Raw genomic sequence first — 15,197 nt, forward strand, 5'->3', positions numbered from 1 at the left:
GTGCCCATTCTGATCGTTGGGAATCTGCTTGCTTGCTTATAGTCCAATCTTTCGAGACGCTGCTGTACTCCGGAATCGGGCGGAAGTGACTCAGGCTTTCTTTACTGCCTTCAATAAGCAGGTACCGCAGCTTCCACAAGGCGCTGAACTCACGATCGTCGGATTGCCCTCGTTGGATGATTCATACATATTGGACTATACGGTGAAATCCTGGCTGGATTTACATTACCCGGGAAATGAGATGAGCGTCACCATCGGGGACAGGGTCGCCGGTGTAGAATGTATCGAGTGCATGCAAATCGAGGTGGTAAATACTGGAGATACCAGCTTTGAACTGTGGGTTGGATTTCCCGTAGACGGGAAGCAGTAGTGAATTTGCGGATGAGACACATCGCAGTGATGCAAGGATTTCGAGAGATGACGGCACACAATCGTGGAGGTCAGTATGGACCGCTTTCAAACGAATAAAAAATCCATTCGGGCGTGGGTATTGCGGAGTTTGCTCGTGTTTTCGTTCGCCTCGATGAGCGCTTGTTCGCTCGTTGGGCAGAAGACGACGCAGTGGGATCAACCCCCGGAGATGAGCATCGACACTTCGGCCATCTACATCGCAACGTTGAAGACGGAAAAGGGCGACATCCGTATCGAGCTTTTCGCCGATGAGGCGCCGATGACGGTGAACAACTTCATCTTTCTGGCGGAGCAAGGCTACTACGACGACACCACCTTCCATCGGGTGATCCCCGATTTCATGGCGCAGGGCGGCGATCCCGAAGGAACGGGGATGGGCGGCCCGGGATACAGCTTCCCGGATGAGATCAGTTTCAATTTGCGTTTCGACGATGAAGGCTATCTCGCCATGGCGAATTCCGGTCCGGACACCAATGGAAGTCAATTCTTCATCACTTTCGGGCCCACGCCGCATTTAAACGGTTTGCATACGATCTTCGGTAAGGTCGTCGAGGGGATGGACGTGGCGCGAGCATTGACGCCGCGCGATCCGATTTCCAATCCGGATTTCGAAGGCGATCGATTGGAAAAAGTCGAGATCGAACGGGTATCGGAGAGCTTGCTGCCCACACCAACGGAAACGGCGATCCCCATCGTACCGCAGTGGGAAGCGGGGAGACCACTTGCTGCGCTCGATGTCGAAGCTCGCGAAAACCTCTTCACCGGCCCTCCGGAAATGAGAATCGACGTGAGCAAATCGTACGTTGCATCGATCCAGACCACGCAGGGGGAGATCGTCGTCGAGCTTCATCCGCAGGAAGCGCCGGTGAGCGTCAATAACTTCGTCGTTCTTGCAGAGTTGGGTTATTGGGATCAATTTCCGATCGCCTACGTCGAGCAGGGATTTCTGGTGATCACGGGCTCGCCGCGCGGCACGCAGGACAGTGACATCGGATACACGCTTCCGTTTGAGTCGGGTTTGGAAACCACACCCGGCGCGGTGGGCTTTTTCTTGCGTCAGGATATCCTCGCCGTGAGCGGCAGTCAGTTCTACATCACCATGGTGGCCATTCCCACCATGAATGAGATGTATCCGGTTTTCGGATACGTCACCGAAGGCCTGGATGTGGTCGAGAGTTTGACCGCTGAAGACAGGATCGAATCGATAACGATCGTCGAGGGATAGAGAGGCGCATCATGCCGGATTACGAAGCGGTCATCGGTCTCGAAACCCATATCCAACTGAACACCCAGAGTAAGATTTTTTGTGGGTGCAAGGCGGATTCGTGGGACGACGAGGCGAACACGAATATCTGCCCGGTCTGCACCGGACTGCCCGGCGTGCTGCCGGTTCTCAATCGTGTCGTCGTCGAAAAGGCCGTGTTGTTGGCTGCAGCCATGCAGGCTGATTCCATACAACCGCTTTCGTATTTCGCACGTAAAAATTATCTCTACCCGGATTTGCCGAAGGGATATCAGATCAGCCAATACGACGAGCCGCTTGCGCGCGGCGGTTTTCTCGAGCTTCCACTTCCGGACGGCGGCACTCGGCTGGTGACGATCGAAAAACTGCACATCGAGGAAGACGCCGGAAAGACGGTTTACCAAAACGATCGACGTCTGATCGATTTCAACCGCTGCGGCGTGCCGCTGGTCGAAATGGTCACGGGACCGAACTTGCGTACGGCGGACGAGGTCGCGCAGTATTTGATCCGTTTGCGGCAGCTGCTGCGCTGGTTGGGCATCTCGGAGGGCGACATGGAGCGCGGCCAACTGCGCTGCGATGCGAACGTCTCCATTCGCTCGAAAGGCAGCGAGGTTCTCAATCCGAAGACGGAAATCAAGAACGTCAATTCGATCGAAAATGCCCGCATGGCGGTGGAAACTGAAATTGAACGGCAAATCCGTGAGGTCTCCGCCGGCCGCACGATCGAAACCTGGACGTTACAGTGGGACGAGGACGGTGGAACGCTGCGTAAAATGCGTTCCAAAGAGAGTGAGGCGGATTACCGTTATTTTCGAGAACCCGATCTGCTGCCCATCGTCCTCGACGATGAATGGCGGGCCGAAATCCTGGCCCGCCTTCCGGAACTTCCCCTGGCGCGGCGCGAACGCTTCGTCGAGCAATATAGTCTTCCCTTGTACGACGCAGAAATTCTCACCGAAGAACGCAGCCTGTCCGAGTATTTTGAGGAGGTGGTTTCGATCGTAGGAGACGACGCAAAGACGGTCTCCAATTGGCTGATCAACGACGTACAGCGCATGATCCGGGAGCTTGGTGTCTCTCCTGCCGATTTGAAACTGCGTCCCGCGCACCTGGCCAGGATCATCCAGATGGTTCAGGAGAAGGCGATCACCACGAACACCGGCAAAGACCTGCTCATGAAAGTCGAGCAAAGCGGGAAATCTCCCGAGCAGCTTGTCGCCGATCTGGGGTTGGCGCAGGTCTCCGATGAGGACGTTCTGCGTGAGGTGGCCGCAAAGATCATTGCCGGAAATCCGGAGCAGGCAAAGACGTACAGGGACGGGAAAACGACGATCCTGGGTTGGTTTGTGGGCCAGATCATGCGAGAGACGAAGGGCAAGGCGAACCCACAAAAAGTCCGCTCGATACTCGAAGACCTACTCGCAGAATAAGACACCTTTTTTTCATCGCTCGCGATTTTTGTCGGTTCCTTATGAAAACGATCCGGCCCGCCAATGCAACTGACTCTTCCGAGATCAAGCGCCTCGTGCGCAGCGAACGACTCAATCCGTTGGGGTTGAACTGGAGGCGTTTCTTGATCGCCGAAGATCGCGGCGGCGGCTTACTGGGCTGTGTGCAGGTGAAGAAGCACGGTGGTGAAGCGATGGAACTGTCCTCTCTCGTGGTGACTCCTGTCTGGAGAGGGCGCGGGGTGGCCGGTGCGTTGATCGAATATGTCCAGCAGCGCTCGAATTCACCCTTGTGGTTGACCTGCCGGTCAGGCTTGATCCCCTTTTATTCCCGCTTCGGATTCCGGGAAATCCGGGACCCCGCTCAGATGCCTCGGTATTTCAAACTGACTCGAATCTTCGGAAAGCTGCTGCACTTCGTGGGGACCATCGGGGGCTACCTCGCCGTCATGCGCTGGGATCTTCCTGCCGAATCGAGGCCTTGATTAGGTTTGCTTTAATATAAGCGAACCCCACCTCGAATATGTTTCCTCCATAATCTTGCTGGTCTTGTTGCTTAACAATTGCTGTTTGTGAAAAATTTACCCCCGTCATTTCTCCACAAACGAAGATAGAGTTGCAGCATAATATTGCCGATTGTGGATTTTCGCAATATCTCATTGTAATTTGCGAAAACATAACATACTTGGGAGGGGCTGGGTGCTTGATACACGTGGACAATGTTTTTCCCCTTCAGGCAGAATTTAAAGGACTTAGTAACACTGACTCAATACGATAAAGGTAAACACAAGAACCTGGTTGAAGTACCACAGTGGGCATGAAACACCCGTGATATTGGAGTGATCTGCCATGTTGTAAAATAATGGCACGAGCTCTCAGAAGACAATCGAATTGCTTCGTGTTTTGGCCGGATCGGGAGATTCGCGAATATATGACTGACGCCTCTTGGTACCAGGATGAATTTGAGATTTGCATCTCGTAGCATTTTTCTGCGTAGGCAAGAAACAGTGTTGGTTTTTACCAGCACTGTCCTTCTAACTATAGCCTTCACGATATTCCTCACCATTTCTTCAGAGACCTCCGTAATCGCCGACCGATCGCTGGATCAATACTGGCGTACCACCTATGATCTTTTGGTGCGATCGCCGGGTGCAGTGTCGGACATCGAACGCGAGTTTGGATTGGTCGAGATGAATCATCTGGCCGGAACATCGGGTGGCATTACTGTTGCGCAGTACGGATTGATCAAAGGCATTGATGGCGTAGATGTGGCCGCGCCGATCGCGATGCTCGGTTATGTGAATCGTAATGCACCTTTCATTGGTATCTTCGACCCTCTGCCTGCCGGTGTCTATCGCGTTGCTGTTTCCGCGGCGATATGGGATGGAAGCAGATCCATAGACGCCACGATCCAAGAACCCTATTATGCATTCTATTACCAGGGCAACGAGCAAATACCTTTTTCCGATGAAGAACTTAATCGAGAATTCCGTGAGGAATTGATCCGCTTACAACTGGTGCCGGTAGGCACCTCAGATATTTGGGGCTTTATGATACGTACGCCTTCCTTCGAAGATCAGGCGTTGTTGGCGGCAGTGGATCCGGAAGAAGAAGCCAAACTCATCAACCTCGACCAGATGGTGATTTCGGATGATTACTTGTCCGTTGAGACGTCGCTGACCCACGATCGCAGGGGGTATCCGCTCATTCCGATTCTGGTGAACATACACGATTACGTGAGTGAGACGATCGCCATTCGGATCGAACGCGTGGACGTTTTTAATGAAAATCTCCCACCAGTAGATAGTCTCAAGAATATCTCTGGGCCAGACGAAATCGCTGAAGCGCCGCGCCGGGTTGTATGGGAAGAGACTGTACCGGTAAAACGGGAGTGGACGAACGTGGCACCACTCATGGAAATTGCGAATGGTCAGATAGAAAGTGGCTCTTCGACAACCTCTGAATTCGCGGGCTATATTTACGCACCGGCGCCGGTCCAATACGAAGAGATGAAAGCTATTCCCGAATCTCTCGAAGGGAATGGCCTGGTGTTGGAGGCATTGCCGATTGGTTCGACCTCCACCGAGGAGCATTTTGAACGAGAGGAACTATGGGCGCCCGACTATCAGGAGCTTCTGCAAAGCATAAGTTGGAAACGATCTCCCGAACTGGTCTTCAGGAAGCTCGAGCCCCGGCAGAAGGTCCTTTTCGACGTGTTTATCCGTGGCGTGTATGATGTGGATCCGCTGATTGCGTTGTCCGGCGCTTCACCCAACGAAGTGCCGCTTGAAACGTACTACCCACCACTGGTCACTCTTGTCTATGATGAAAATGGTGAACCTTACCAGGCTCCAGCCACCCTAAGACCAACACTCAACACCGCAGGCTACCTGGTCGCTCCGCCGGACATGCTCATATCGCTCGAAACCGCACAGGATTTGATCGATGAATGGTGCGTGGACTGGAAAACAGTTGAGGGAACGCCATATCCAATCATTGAACCCATTGAATGTCCATCTGTGAGGGACGACATCATTTCGGCCGTTCGGGTCCGCGTCGGGGACATCGCTGAACTTACCCCGCTGGCTCAAAGCCGGATCGAGCAGGTTGCGCAAGAAATCGTTGAACTGACGGGTTTACACGTGGATATCATGGTGGGCTCCTCACCTCAACCCGTGTTGGTTCACATCCCGGGCTATGAAGATGTGCCCGGTTTGGGGTACGTCGAAGAGATGTGGGTCAAAAAGGGGGTGAACACGCTGATCCATACGGGGATCGATCGCGGAGAAGAACTGCTTTTCGGCGTGTTTCTTCTGGCTTTTCTCCTCTACCTGTTCAACGCCATGTTCGTTTCGATCATAGGCAGGCTTCCCGAATTCGGAGTCATGCTAGCCATAGGCTGGCGTAAGCGCACGTTGATCGGATCTGTCATGGGCGAGGCGCTTTTACTGGGGTTGAGCAGTGGTGTTTTGGGCGCGGCGTGTGTCCTGGGGATCGTGCAGGTTTTCGATTTGTCGGTGCCCAGGGAATATATCGCATTGCTGATCCCGTTAGGAGCAGGCGCTTTTTTGCTCGGCGCTTTGCTTCCGGCCTTGCGGGCGGTGCGGTCTTTTCCGGTGCCTGTCATCCGGTCCGGGGAGATCGCGGTGATTGGCCGCGGTTCGGTGAGTTCCAATTTGCTTCGATACATCCTGCGCGGGATGTTGCGGAAACCGCTTCGATTAGTGGCTACGTCGATTGGGCTGATTCTGGCAGCGGCATCGACGGTTTTCCTGGTTATGGTGTTGTCTGAGTTGAACGGCAGTCTGTGCGGCACTTTGCTGGGGGAATGGATCTGCACACAGATACGACCCTACCACATCACCCTGGCAATCGTATCCTTCCTATCCGCGATTTTGGCGATTGGCAAGATGATGGCCACGAATGTCATGGAGCGACGGCGTGAGATCGGACTGTTGGGGGCGCTGGGTTGGCGGCAGGGGACCATTTCGCGAATGATCACCGGTGAAAGTGCGTTGATCGGTCTATTCGGCGGGATCCTTGGTACAGTCTTGTCCGTTCTGATCTATCGAATGATTTTCCCGCCGCAATCGATCGATGTCTTTACCTGGATGCTGGTGTTCGGTCTGGGCGTGGTGCTCCCAACATTGTCGGCGGCGATGGTCACCAGATTCATGGCGCGCAGAACCATACGAGTATTCCCCGGGACGGCACTAAGGGGGGCGGGGCGAGGCAGCCTCATAAAGAATCGCCGTCGCGCTTTCGGATGGATTGGTCTCGCAGCGCTGGTTTCCGTGGTCCTTTTGATTATTTCGTCCCTGGTGTATGCGGACCTGCACGAGGCAGATCGCGCTTCGGTATCGACCCATCTCACATCCATCCCCGCCAGCGCAGTGCAGAACACACCTACGCCGATCTATACACCCGCTCCGACCCCCACAGCGGTATCGACGGAGGATTTGAACCGCTACCATATCGACCTAAACGTCGATGTCGAAGGAAGGAAGATTGAGGGGCATGAAAGAATCGAGTTCACAAATCGAACGGGTGGTGTTTTAAACGCGCTGGCCCTGCGTCTTTATCCGAATTATCCTCGCCTTACGTCTGAAGGTGAGGAACAGGTGGACCATCTCCGCGTGACGAAGCTCACCATCGACGGGGATACGCTGTCCGACTGGTCGCTCACGGCATTCAACACGGCTGTGATTGTGAATCTCGACGATGCCCTGCAGCCAGGTGAGCGCACGACGCTGGATATCTCCTTCGAATTGGAAGTACGTGAAGCGGCCGACGCCCAGGTAGATGCATGGATTCTTCATTCGTTCTATCCCATGCTGGCGGTTTATGATGAGACAGGTTGGCGTCTGGATGTATGCTCGTATTGCACGGATTTTGTCTACAGCGAGAGTGCGCTGTACGAGTTCAGCGTAACTGCTCCGAGAGATTGGATCATCGCGGCGACGGGTGAGGAAGTGAACGCCAGCGATAACGATGGTTGGTCCACGACACATACTTACAACGCAGACGTGGTACGAGATCTTGCGCTGGCAATGAGTCCCTCCTTCCAGGTAAATCGCAGGCAATTCGATGATGTGAATGTATCCTTGTATGCGCTGACGGATCATTCACAAAACGCCATAATTCTTGATACCGCCGTCGAATCATTAAGCTTCTACGGCGACCTTTTCGGAACCTATCCATACGAGAGCCTGGATTTGGTCGTTATGCCGGGCCCGGGAGCTGCCGGGGTGGAATACCCGGGTTTAATCTACCTGTTTTCTTCACAGGAAAGTGATCGATTGCCAATACTGACGGCACATGAGGTGTCCCACCAGTGGTGGTACAGCGCTGTCGGCAACGACGTGTTTCTGGAGCCATGGCTAGACGAGGCGCTTGCCCAATATTCTGCCCTGGTTTTCATGGAAGAAGTCGAGGGCGAAGAAGTCATGCAGCGCTATCTTCGCGATTATGAGGAAGATATCGACCGGCTTGAGGTTCTGCATGGGACAAGCTTTCCTGTCGGAAGCTCGGTGTGGGAATTTGCACCAAACGGGGAAAATTATTATGAGGTTATTTATTACAAAGGGCCAATGTTCCTGCATGCGCTGCGGCTCGAGATCGGGGATGAGGCATTCTTCAGCGGCATGCGCACGTATTTCACGCAGTACAAATATGGCATAGCAACCGGGGCGGGTTTCATCGAAGCCATGCAACGGGCATCCGGCAGGAATTTGCGTGATTTTATGGAAGAATGGCTTGGGCCGATTGGAAGCTGATCTTGCGGGAGATGATCGCTCGAGATCCGTAAGCGTACTGTGATCGAACGAAAGAAGCGGGCCAAATGACAGGAGAAAATACCATAATCGTCGAGACCGAGGGATTGAGTAAGGCGTATGCCAATGGACCGGAGGTATTGGCGCTCGATGACATCAATATGTCTGCGCATAAAGGTGAGTTTGTATCCATAACCGGTCACTCGGGCAGCGGAAAGACCACGTTGCTCAATCTCCTGGGTGCGCTCGATCGACCATCGCGAGGCAGGGTTGAGATCGACGGGATAGACCTCAGCACCATGAGTGGGGATGCTCTGGCCGATTTCAGACGAAGGACGATAGGCTTCATCTTCCAGTTATTCAACCTGGTACCTTTCATGACGGCGCTTGAAAACGTGATGCTGCCGTTGATACCCTATCAACGAGAAATCGATTTCCATCTCGAAACCCGCGCACGGGCGTTACTCAAAGCGGTTGGCATCTCTGAGCGCGCGCAGCACTTGCCGGGTCAGATGAGTGGAGGGGAGCAACAGCGGGTTGCGATAGCTCGAGCGCTGATCAACAGGCCAAAATTAATTCTGGCGGATGAACCAACGGGTAATGTGGACAGCAAAACCGGAGCCGAGATCATGGACCTGCTGCAGCGCCTGCAGCAGGAGCATGATGTTTGCATCCTGTTGGCGACACACAATGATGCGCTGGCGGAAATGGCGGAGAGAGTCATCGCCTTACACGATGGTCGAATGATGGAGAGCAGCTTGTAGCTGGACTGTGCGTTCACCCATAACCTTGCCGCTTGTGCAATCTGGCGGTATATCCCTTCCTTCTGTGTATAGGGAAAAATTATCCAAGAAGAGAGGAAAAAGCAGCGGAATTTCTTCCATAATCAGTAAATTCATAATGACCATCTTATTACAGTGTGTGAATTTCCTGCATATCGTTGCCGAAGCGGGCATATTATTTTTCCGGCATCGGCAATATCAAGTTGAGTGGGATCCGGCATTCGGGATTCGAATTGTATTTTTAGAGTCGTAATCAGTTAGGCTAGCTGAAGATCATGGAAACGAGCGCTAGTGCGCCGGCGAGCACCATGCTGACGGCGCCGATTCGAAAACGGGTTTGCATGGTGAGATTGACCGATTTTCTGAAGCTTTCGACCTCTCGCTGCAAGTCTTCGGGGATCGCATTCATGAATCCTTCTTTCCCCTCTTCTCCTGGTTTGGCCGTGCTGCTAAAAATGAAGGGCCGCGTTCCACTTCGGGAGTATATCCAGAATAGAATGGCGAAGTAGAAGAAGACAACAGCTGCGATTAGCCAGAGAATCCGAAAGGGGTTCATATTTTCACCTCGTTCGATCGTTCAACGCGTCTATGATGTCATTGGTAGACAAAGCATAGGCGTGCTTGAACTTTCACGCAAGCGCTTACGAGCCGCTTGCTCATCCGGGCCGGTGATCGCTGCCGATGGCAAACAGGGAATTCCCTGTCACGGCGTGAAATCGTAGGAGATGAAATCACCAGCCGGGCTCACGAGGGCCGTCAGGCTGCCGCCAATCTGACCTCTCATCAGCGTCCAGGCGCCCATTCCGCCCGATAGACAAAAGAACGCGTTGTTGTTTCTCCAGCGCAAATCGTTACAACTGCCGATCGATGTCGCTGCGCCACCGTCGAGGCCCAACTGCAAATTCAGCGGAGTGCCGAGTGAGTAAACGAAGTGGGTGCTGTCTGGCGACCAGCCCTGCCATTGAATGCCGCCAGTAGCGTAAACCAATTGTCCGCTTCCATCCGCGTTGGCCAGATACAGATCGTAGACGTTCTGCGTACTCGTCTTGCGGATGAAGGCAACCCGCTGCAAATTGGGGGACAAGAGCGGTGCGCTGGAAAACTGTGGGAAGTAAAAATCGCCCCGGATGGTTCCGACGTTGCTCGCCGCTGCCGTCGCCGTCTGTACGCGCCATATCGTACCGGAAGGTGCCGCGTCGAGTGGATCGGAGGACGGGATGGCCACGCCGAAGGCGTCAGAATTGGGAGTCCATACGGGCTGTGCGTAGTATTGAAATTCGCTGTAAGTGATGACGGGCGCGTAAGTGATCAAGTTCGCCTGCAGGTTGCTGCCGTCTACGTCGGCCAGGCCGATACTGTCGGGTGTGAGCAGAACGAGTTTCGTGCCGTCTGGTGAGAGTGTGAAATCTCCGCCGGTGCCGGGCGGAAAAACGATCGTCAAATCACCCGTGTCGCTGTCCAGGCGAACGAGGTCATCGTATTTCGCTAATCCCGGACCCTCCGAGGGAACGGCACGAGTGTTGAACATCAGCACATGACTGCCGGGTATGAATGCAATACCGGCGGTGTCGTTCCGGCTGAACACCGGATCTAAAGGGTAGAGGGCGTCGATCTGCGCCGAAGTCAATAAAGCCTTCTCGCCGCTGCCATCTGAATTAACGGATCGGATTTCAGGCAGTTGTTCCGGCCCGATGCGGCGGATGAAGGCAACCTTCTGGCAGTCGCTCGAGATCATGACTTGACCGGCGTCGCCGCTGCTCGTGAGCTGTTGGGGCGGGTTGGCGGCTTCGAGCAGCCATACGTTACCCGCGTCGGTGTAGACGATACAGTGTCGGTTGGAAACGGCGGCTTCGGGTGAAGGATGTTCGGCGGGTTGTGTGTCTCCCGAAGGAAGCTGGCCGGATTGTGTTTCGGCCGGGGCTTGCTTATTCTCGACTCCAGATTCTTGTTCGGCCCGAGCCGTCAGTGTCGCTGCGACCGCATTTTCCAACAGGTCTCCCGGTGGAGGGGTTGGCGTCTTGGCGACGGTGCAAGCTGTCGCGACGATCAGCAGGATCGTAAGGGCAAACATCAGACGTGGTCTGTGCATGGCTGTCTCCGCAATTCGGATATCGGCATTATACTCGCAGCCGGAATTATCGCAGCGTTGATCTTGAAAAGGCGTCGAGCTTTGCTCGACGAATAGGGCCTAATATTCGTAAAAACCTTTGCCGGACTTGCGTCCCAGTTGACCCGCATCGACCATCTTGCGCAGCAGCGGCGCTGGACGGTATTTATCGTCGCCGAGATCGTGATGCAGCAGTTCCATCACCTGAAGGACGACGTCGAGTCCGATCAGGTCGGCCAAGGCCAACGGACCCAGCGGGTGGTTCATGCCCAACTGCATCACGGTGTCGATGGCCTGCGGCGTTCCCACCCCTTCCATCAAGGCGAAAATGGCTTCGTTGATCATGGGGCCGAGGATGCGATTGGATATGAAGCCCGGTGAATCCAACGCCTGGACGGCCTCTTTTCCCATCTTGCGAGCGACCTCGAAGACGGCCTTGGTGGTGTGATCCGAGGTGAGCAAGCCGCGCACGATTTCCACGAGCTTCATCAGCGGCACGGGGTTGAAAAAATGCATGCCGATTACTTGCTCTGGCCGTTGGGTGGCGGCGGCGATTTTCGTTATCGGAATAGAGGAAGTGTTCGAAGCCAGGATCGTTGTCGGGGGAGCCAGTTCATCGAGGCGGTTAAAGAGATCGAGTTTCAGATCCACGTCTTCCGGGGCGGCCTCGATAACCAGATCGGCCTCAGCGACGGATTCCAGGTCCAGTGCGGTGTTCACGTCCGATGCGGCAAGCCGCTGTTTTTCGTCGATCGTTCCCTTTTCGACGAGCTTGTCCGTCGACTGCTTGATGGATGCCGTGGCTTTCTGCAGCGCCGCGGAATCGACATCGGTCAGCGTAACCCGGTATGCTGCGATTGCCGCCGTTTGGGCGATGCCGCTGCCCATCGTGCCGGCGCCGACGACCACGATGTTCTCGATTGCCACGTTATTTCTCCCCTCTCGGAAACGCTGTTTGCGTTCGCGCTGTTTCTATCCTTCGGCTTCGAGTTCCACGGCCATGGCGACGGCCTCTCCGCCGCCCAGGCAGAGCGCGGCGATGCCGCGCTGAAGATTGCGGTCCCGCAACGCGTAAAGCAGCGTCGTGAGGACGCGTGCGCCGGATGCGCCGATGGGATGTCCGAGGGCGATGGCGCCGCCGTTTACGTTGACTTTGTCCCAGTCCCAGCCGATCTCTTCCAGCGCCGCCCCGTCGGCGAGAACTTGTGCGGCGAAGGCTTCGTTCAATTCGATCAAATCCACATCCTGCAGCGTCCAATCTATTTTGGCGAGCAGCCGCGGAATGGCGTGTGCCGGTGCGATGAACAAGGATTTCGGGGGAACCGCAGATTGTGCGTAGCCGCAGACCCGCGCCATGGGCGCCGTTCCCATCTCGTCGGCTTGCCGGCGGCTGGCGTAGACGACGGCAGCGGCGCCGTCGTTCAACCCCGGTGCGTTGCCGGCCGTCACCCTGCCGTTGGGCGTGAAGGCCGGTTTCAGGGCGGCCAGCTTCTCCAACGAAGTCTCACGCCGCGGCGTCTCGTCTTTTTCAACACGCGTCCGTGTGCCTTTCCTGCCGGGCACCTCGACTGCGACGATTTCAGCGTCGAACTTGCCGTCGTCCATGGCCGTGACCGCTTTTCGATGGCTTTCTACGGCCCAACGATCCATCGCTTCGCGGCTGATGTCGAATTCTTCGGCGATCCACTCAGCGGCCATTCCCATGACCCAATCTTCGAAGGGATCCCACAATCCATCGTGCAGTAGGGCATCCGTAAGTTCAGCATTGCCGTAACGCAGTTCTCCGCGCCTGCCCCGTACGAGGAAAGGTGCGTTACTCATGCTTTCCATGCCCCCGGCAACGATCAAGCTGGCGTCCCCCGCTTTGATGGCCTGGGCAGCGAGCATGCCCGATTTCAAACTCGATCCGCATACCTTGTTCACCGTCGTTGCACCTACCGTTGGTGGCAAACCGGCGAAGATGGCCGCTTGCCGGGCCGGAGCCTGGCCGAGGCCGGCTGAAACCACGTTGCCCATGAGCACTTCGTCGATTTGCGCCGGGTCCGGAATGCCGGCGCGTTCGACGGCTTCTCGAACGGCAGCTGCACCAAGCTGCACGGCAGAAAGTGGACTCAGTACGCCCTGAAAACGGCCCATGGGTGTGCGCACGGCACTCAAAATGACGGGATCAAGCTTGTTTGTTGCTTCACTCATACACTACCTCTTCAATGTTGGGGTTTGTTTGGCATTTGGAACGAGGATCGTTAGCCACGCAGATCGGAACTCAATTTCACCCACGCCGCATGAAGCCGCCGGTACGTCTCTTCCAATGACTCGGGCAGAACGCGCGTGTCTGCGCTGGTGGTCATGAAGCTGGTGTCGCCCGTCCAGCGCGGCACGATGTGCACGTGGATGTGCTCTGCAATGCCGGCACCGGCCGCCTCGCCAATATTAATGCCGACGTTGAATGATTCGGCGTTGTACACCTCGCGCATGACGGCCAGAGTCTGGGTGGTTAGCTGCATCAGTTCGTTCCGCGTCGCTTCGTCTAAATCTTCGAGCGAGGCTTTGTGCTCGAACGGCACGACCAGCGTGTGGCCGTTGGTGTAGGGGAAGCGGTTGAGGATGACGAAGGTCTGTCGGCCGCGATGTAAGATCAGGCTCTCCGAATTGTCGTCCATCGCCGCACGGCTGCAGAAAATGCAGCCTTTCTCCTTAACCTTTCCTTCCACGTAGTCCATCCGCCAGGGAGCCCAGATTCGTTTCATGCTTCGACGGATGGATTCTATCAGAGAATAGCCAAATGGAAAACGTCATGGCATGCATCCTGCACCAGCGAGTACAATTGGAGTATGACGATTGCTGCTGATCTGCGTGCCAGACTCCCGATCCAGGGGTTGGGCGACCCGTTCTTTTATCACGAAACAATCGCTTCGACGAACGATGAAGCCCTGGAACGGGCACGCCAGGGAGCTGCCCACGGGGCGTTGGTCTTCGCCGAGGAACAAACGGCAGGCCGCGGCCGCGCCGGTAGGCACTGGTTCACGCCGGCGAAAAGCGCCCTGGCTTTCAGTTTGGTGCTGCGACCGCAGCTGGACGATTCACAGGAAGTCTTCGGGCTTGCCGGCCTGGGCGCCCTGGCGGTAGTGAAAGCCCTCGAGACGTGGACCATTCGGGCGGCCATAAAATGGCCCAACGATGTGTTGATCGACCGGCACAAGATCGCCGGCATCTTGGTCGAGACATCCTGGGCCGGAGTGGAACTGGAGTATGCCGTTATGGGAATCGGCATCAACGTGCAGAGGCAGTCGGTTCCTGCGAAGGATGCGCTGGACTATCCGGCGAGCTGCATCGAAGCCGCCGTGGGCAAACGAGTCGATCGCTACGATCTGTTCATCGACGTCCTAGAATCTCTTGCATATTGGTACGAACGATTGGGCAGCGAGGAGCTGATCGACGCGTGGCAGCATCATCTGGCGTTTCTCAACCAAACGGTTGTCGTGCGCGATACAACCGGGGAACGGACCGGTGTGTTGTGCGGGATGACCGTGGACGGACGGCTGCGTTTGGAAACGCCTCAGGGAGAGCAGTTTCTTGCAGCCTGTGGAGATGTACGTATGCGTTCGGTTGACACAAACTTCAAATCGGCTACACTTGGCGAGTAAGGTTTGCTCCTTCAGGGAGGGCAGGTATGTTCGACAATTTACGTGAATTAACTGACGGACCGATGGAATACGAGGAGGAGCGCAAACGCCTTTTCGATGTCGAAGAACAGATCGCTCCTGAACGACGGATTTTTGGCATGACGTCGGGCCAACGGTTGGTGTTGGCGGTACTCTTGATGGCTACGGTGATGGTTATGGGAGCAGCTTGTCTGTTGGTGACGGGAAAAGTCTGGTATTGACGTATTTTCGATCGCGGCGTACAAGTTTCAAAGGGCGCATGTTCATG

At 55.3% G+C, this 15,197-nt stretch carries 13 protein-coding genes; 8 read left to right on the forward strand and 5 right to left on the reverse strand.

Going from position 1 to position 15,197, the window contains the following annotated elements; translation table 11 throughout:
- The first annotated feature begins 85 nt into the window (after positions 1 to 85).
- The 6 genes from P8Z34_07100 to P8Z34_07125 all read left to right on the forward strand — a co-directional run bounded on the left by P8Z34_07100 (position 86) and on the right by P8Z34_07125 (position 9,142).
- On the forward strand, positions 86 to 370 hold the full coding sequence (locus tag P8Z34_07100) for a hypothetical protein (GenBank protein ID MEJ2550431.1): 285 nt from the start codon (positions 86 to 88) through the stop codon (positions 368 to 370).
- A gap of 75 nt (positions 371 to 445) precedes the next feature.
- Positions 446 to 1,636, forward strand: coding sequence for a peptidylprolyl isomerase (locus tag P8Z34_07105; protein MEJ2550432.1), 1,191 nt, complete (start codon positions 446 to 448; stop codon positions 1,634 to 1,636).
- A gap of 11 nt (positions 1,637 to 1,647) precedes the next feature.
- A complete protein-coding gene (gene gatB / locus P8Z34_07110) occupies positions 1,648 to 3,087 on the forward strand; it encodes an Asp-tRNA(Asn)/Glu-tRNA(Gln) amidotransferase subunit GatB (GenBank protein MEJ2550433.1) in 1,440 nt (479 codons plus the stop codon).
- A 41-nt stretch (positions 3,088 to 3,128) separates the two neighbouring features.
- Positions 3,129 to 3,590 carry a GNAT family N-acetyltransferase gene (locus tag P8Z34_07115; protein ID MEJ2550434.1) on the forward strand — a complete coding sequence of 154 codons (462 nt, stop codon included), beginning with the start codon at positions 3,129 to 3,131 and terminating at the stop codon, positions 3,588 to 3,590.
- A gap of 651 nt (positions 3,591 to 4,241) precedes the next feature.
- Positions 4,242 to 8,381 carry a M1 family aminopeptidase gene (locus P8Z34_07120; GenBank protein ID MEJ2550435.1) on the forward strand — a complete coding sequence of 1,380 codons (4,140 nt, stop codon included), beginning with the start codon at positions 4,242 to 4,244 and terminating at the stop codon, positions 8,379 to 8,381.
- A 65-nt stretch (positions 8,382 to 8,446) separates the two neighbouring features.
- Positions 8,447 to 9,142 carry an ABC transporter ATP-binding protein gene (locus P8Z34_07125; protein MEJ2550436.1) on the forward strand — a complete coding sequence of 232 codons (696 nt, stop codon included), beginning with the start codon at positions 8,447 to 8,449 and terminating at the stop codon, positions 9,140 to 9,142.
- Between the two features lie 280 nt (positions 9,143 to 9,422).
- Here P8Z34_07125 and P8Z34_07130 read toward each other — a convergent pair whose 3' ends face one another.
- The 5 genes from P8Z34_07130 to P8Z34_07150 all read right to left on the reverse strand — a co-directional run bounded on the left by P8Z34_07130 (position 9,423) and on the right by P8Z34_07150 (position 14,014).
- On the reverse strand, positions 9,423 to 9,716 hold the full coding sequence (locus P8Z34_07130; GenBank protein MEJ2550437.1) for a hypothetical protein: 294 nt from the start codon (positions 9,714 to 9,716) through the stop codon (positions 9,423 to 9,425).
- Between the two features lie 147 nt (positions 9,717 to 9,863).
- Positions 9,864 to 11,249, reverse strand: a complete 1,386-nt coding sequence (locus tag P8Z34_07135; protein MEJ2550438.1) for a hypothetical protein — start codon at positions 11,247 to 11,249, stop codon at positions 9,864 to 9,866.
- 99 nt (positions 11,250 to 11,348) lie between these two features.
- Entirely contained in the window at positions 11,349 to 12,194 is an 846-nt protein-coding gene (locus tag P8Z34_07140) for a 3-hydroxybutyryl-CoA dehydrogenase (GenBank protein ID MEJ2550439.1), read from the reverse strand.
- A 45-nt stretch (positions 12,195 to 12,239) separates the two neighbouring features.
- Positions 12,240 to 13,460, reverse strand: coding sequence for an acetyl-CoA C-acetyltransferase (locus tag P8Z34_07145; protein ID MEJ2550440.1), 1,221 nt, complete (start codon positions 13,458 to 13,460; stop codon positions 12,240 to 12,242).
- 50 nt (positions 13,461 to 13,510) lie between these two features.
- Positions 13,511 to 14,014, reverse strand: coding sequence for an HIT domain-containing protein (locus tag P8Z34_07150; GenBank protein ID MEJ2550441.1), 504 nt, complete (start codon positions 14,012 to 14,014; stop codon positions 13,511 to 13,513).
- 84 nt (positions 14,015 to 14,098) lie between these two features.
- Between P8Z34_07150 and P8Z34_07155 the strand changes: the two genes are divergently transcribed.
- Both P8Z34_07155 and P8Z34_07160 read left to right on the forward strand, forming a co-directional pair.
- Positions 14,099 to 14,911, forward strand: a complete 813-nt coding sequence (locus P8Z34_07155; protein MEJ2550442.1) for a biotin--[acetyl-CoA-carboxylase] ligase — start codon at positions 14,099 to 14,101, stop codon at positions 14,909 to 14,911.
- Between the two features lie 26 nt (positions 14,912 to 14,937).
- Positions 14,938 to 15,150 carry a hypothetical protein gene (locus P8Z34_07160; GenBank protein MEJ2550443.1) on the forward strand — a complete coding sequence of 71 codons (213 nt, stop codon included), beginning with the start codon at positions 14,938 to 14,940 and terminating at the stop codon, positions 15,148 to 15,150.
- The last annotated feature ends 47 nt before the right edge of the window (positions 15,151 to 15,197 follow it).

The sequence above is a fragment of the Anaerolineales bacterium genome (assembly GCA_037382465.1).
GTDB lineage: Bacteria > Chloroflexota > Anaerolineae > Anaerolineales > E44-bin32 > WVZH01.

Bases quoted from the DNA above. Each gene is read 5' to 3' on its own strand.
- P8Z34_07105 (MEJ2550432.1), top strand. From the start codon at position 446: ATGGACCGCTTTCAAACGAATAAAAAATCCATTCGGGCGTGGGTATTG.
- gatB (MEJ2550433.1), top strand. From the start codon at position 1,648: ATGCCGGATTACGAAGCGGTCATCGGTCTCGAAACCCATATCCAACTG.
- P8Z34_07115 (MEJ2550434.1), top strand. From the start codon at position 3,129: ATGAAAACGATCCGGCCCGCCAATGCAACTGACTCTTCCGAGATCAAG.
- P8Z34_07125 (MEJ2550436.1), top strand. From the start codon at position 8,447: ATGACAGGAGAAAATACCATAATCGTCGAGACCGAGGGATTGAGTAAG.
- P8Z34_07130 (MEJ2550437.1), bottom strand. From the start codon at position 9,716: ATGAACCCCTTTCGGATTCTCTGGCTAATCGCAGCTGTTGTCTTCTTC.
- P8Z34_07135 (MEJ2550438.1), bottom strand. From the start codon at position 11,249: ATGCACAGACCACGTCTGATGTTTGCCCTTACGATCCTGCTGATCGTC.
- P8Z34_07145 (MEJ2550440.1), bottom strand. From the start codon at position 13,460: ATGAGTGAAGCAACAAACAAGCTTGATCCCGTCATTTTGAGTGCCGTG.
- P8Z34_07150 (MEJ2550441.1), bottom strand. From the start codon at position 14,014: ATGAAACGAATCTGGGCTCCCTGGCGGATGGACTACGTGGAAGGAAAG.
- P8Z34_07155 (MEJ2550442.1), top strand. From the start codon at position 14,099: ATGACGATTGCTGCTGATCTGCGTGCCAGACTCCCGATCCAGGGGTTG.
- P8Z34_07160 (MEJ2550443.1), top strand. From the start codon at position 14,938: ATGTTCGACAATTTACGTGAATTAACTGACGGACCGATGGAATACGAG.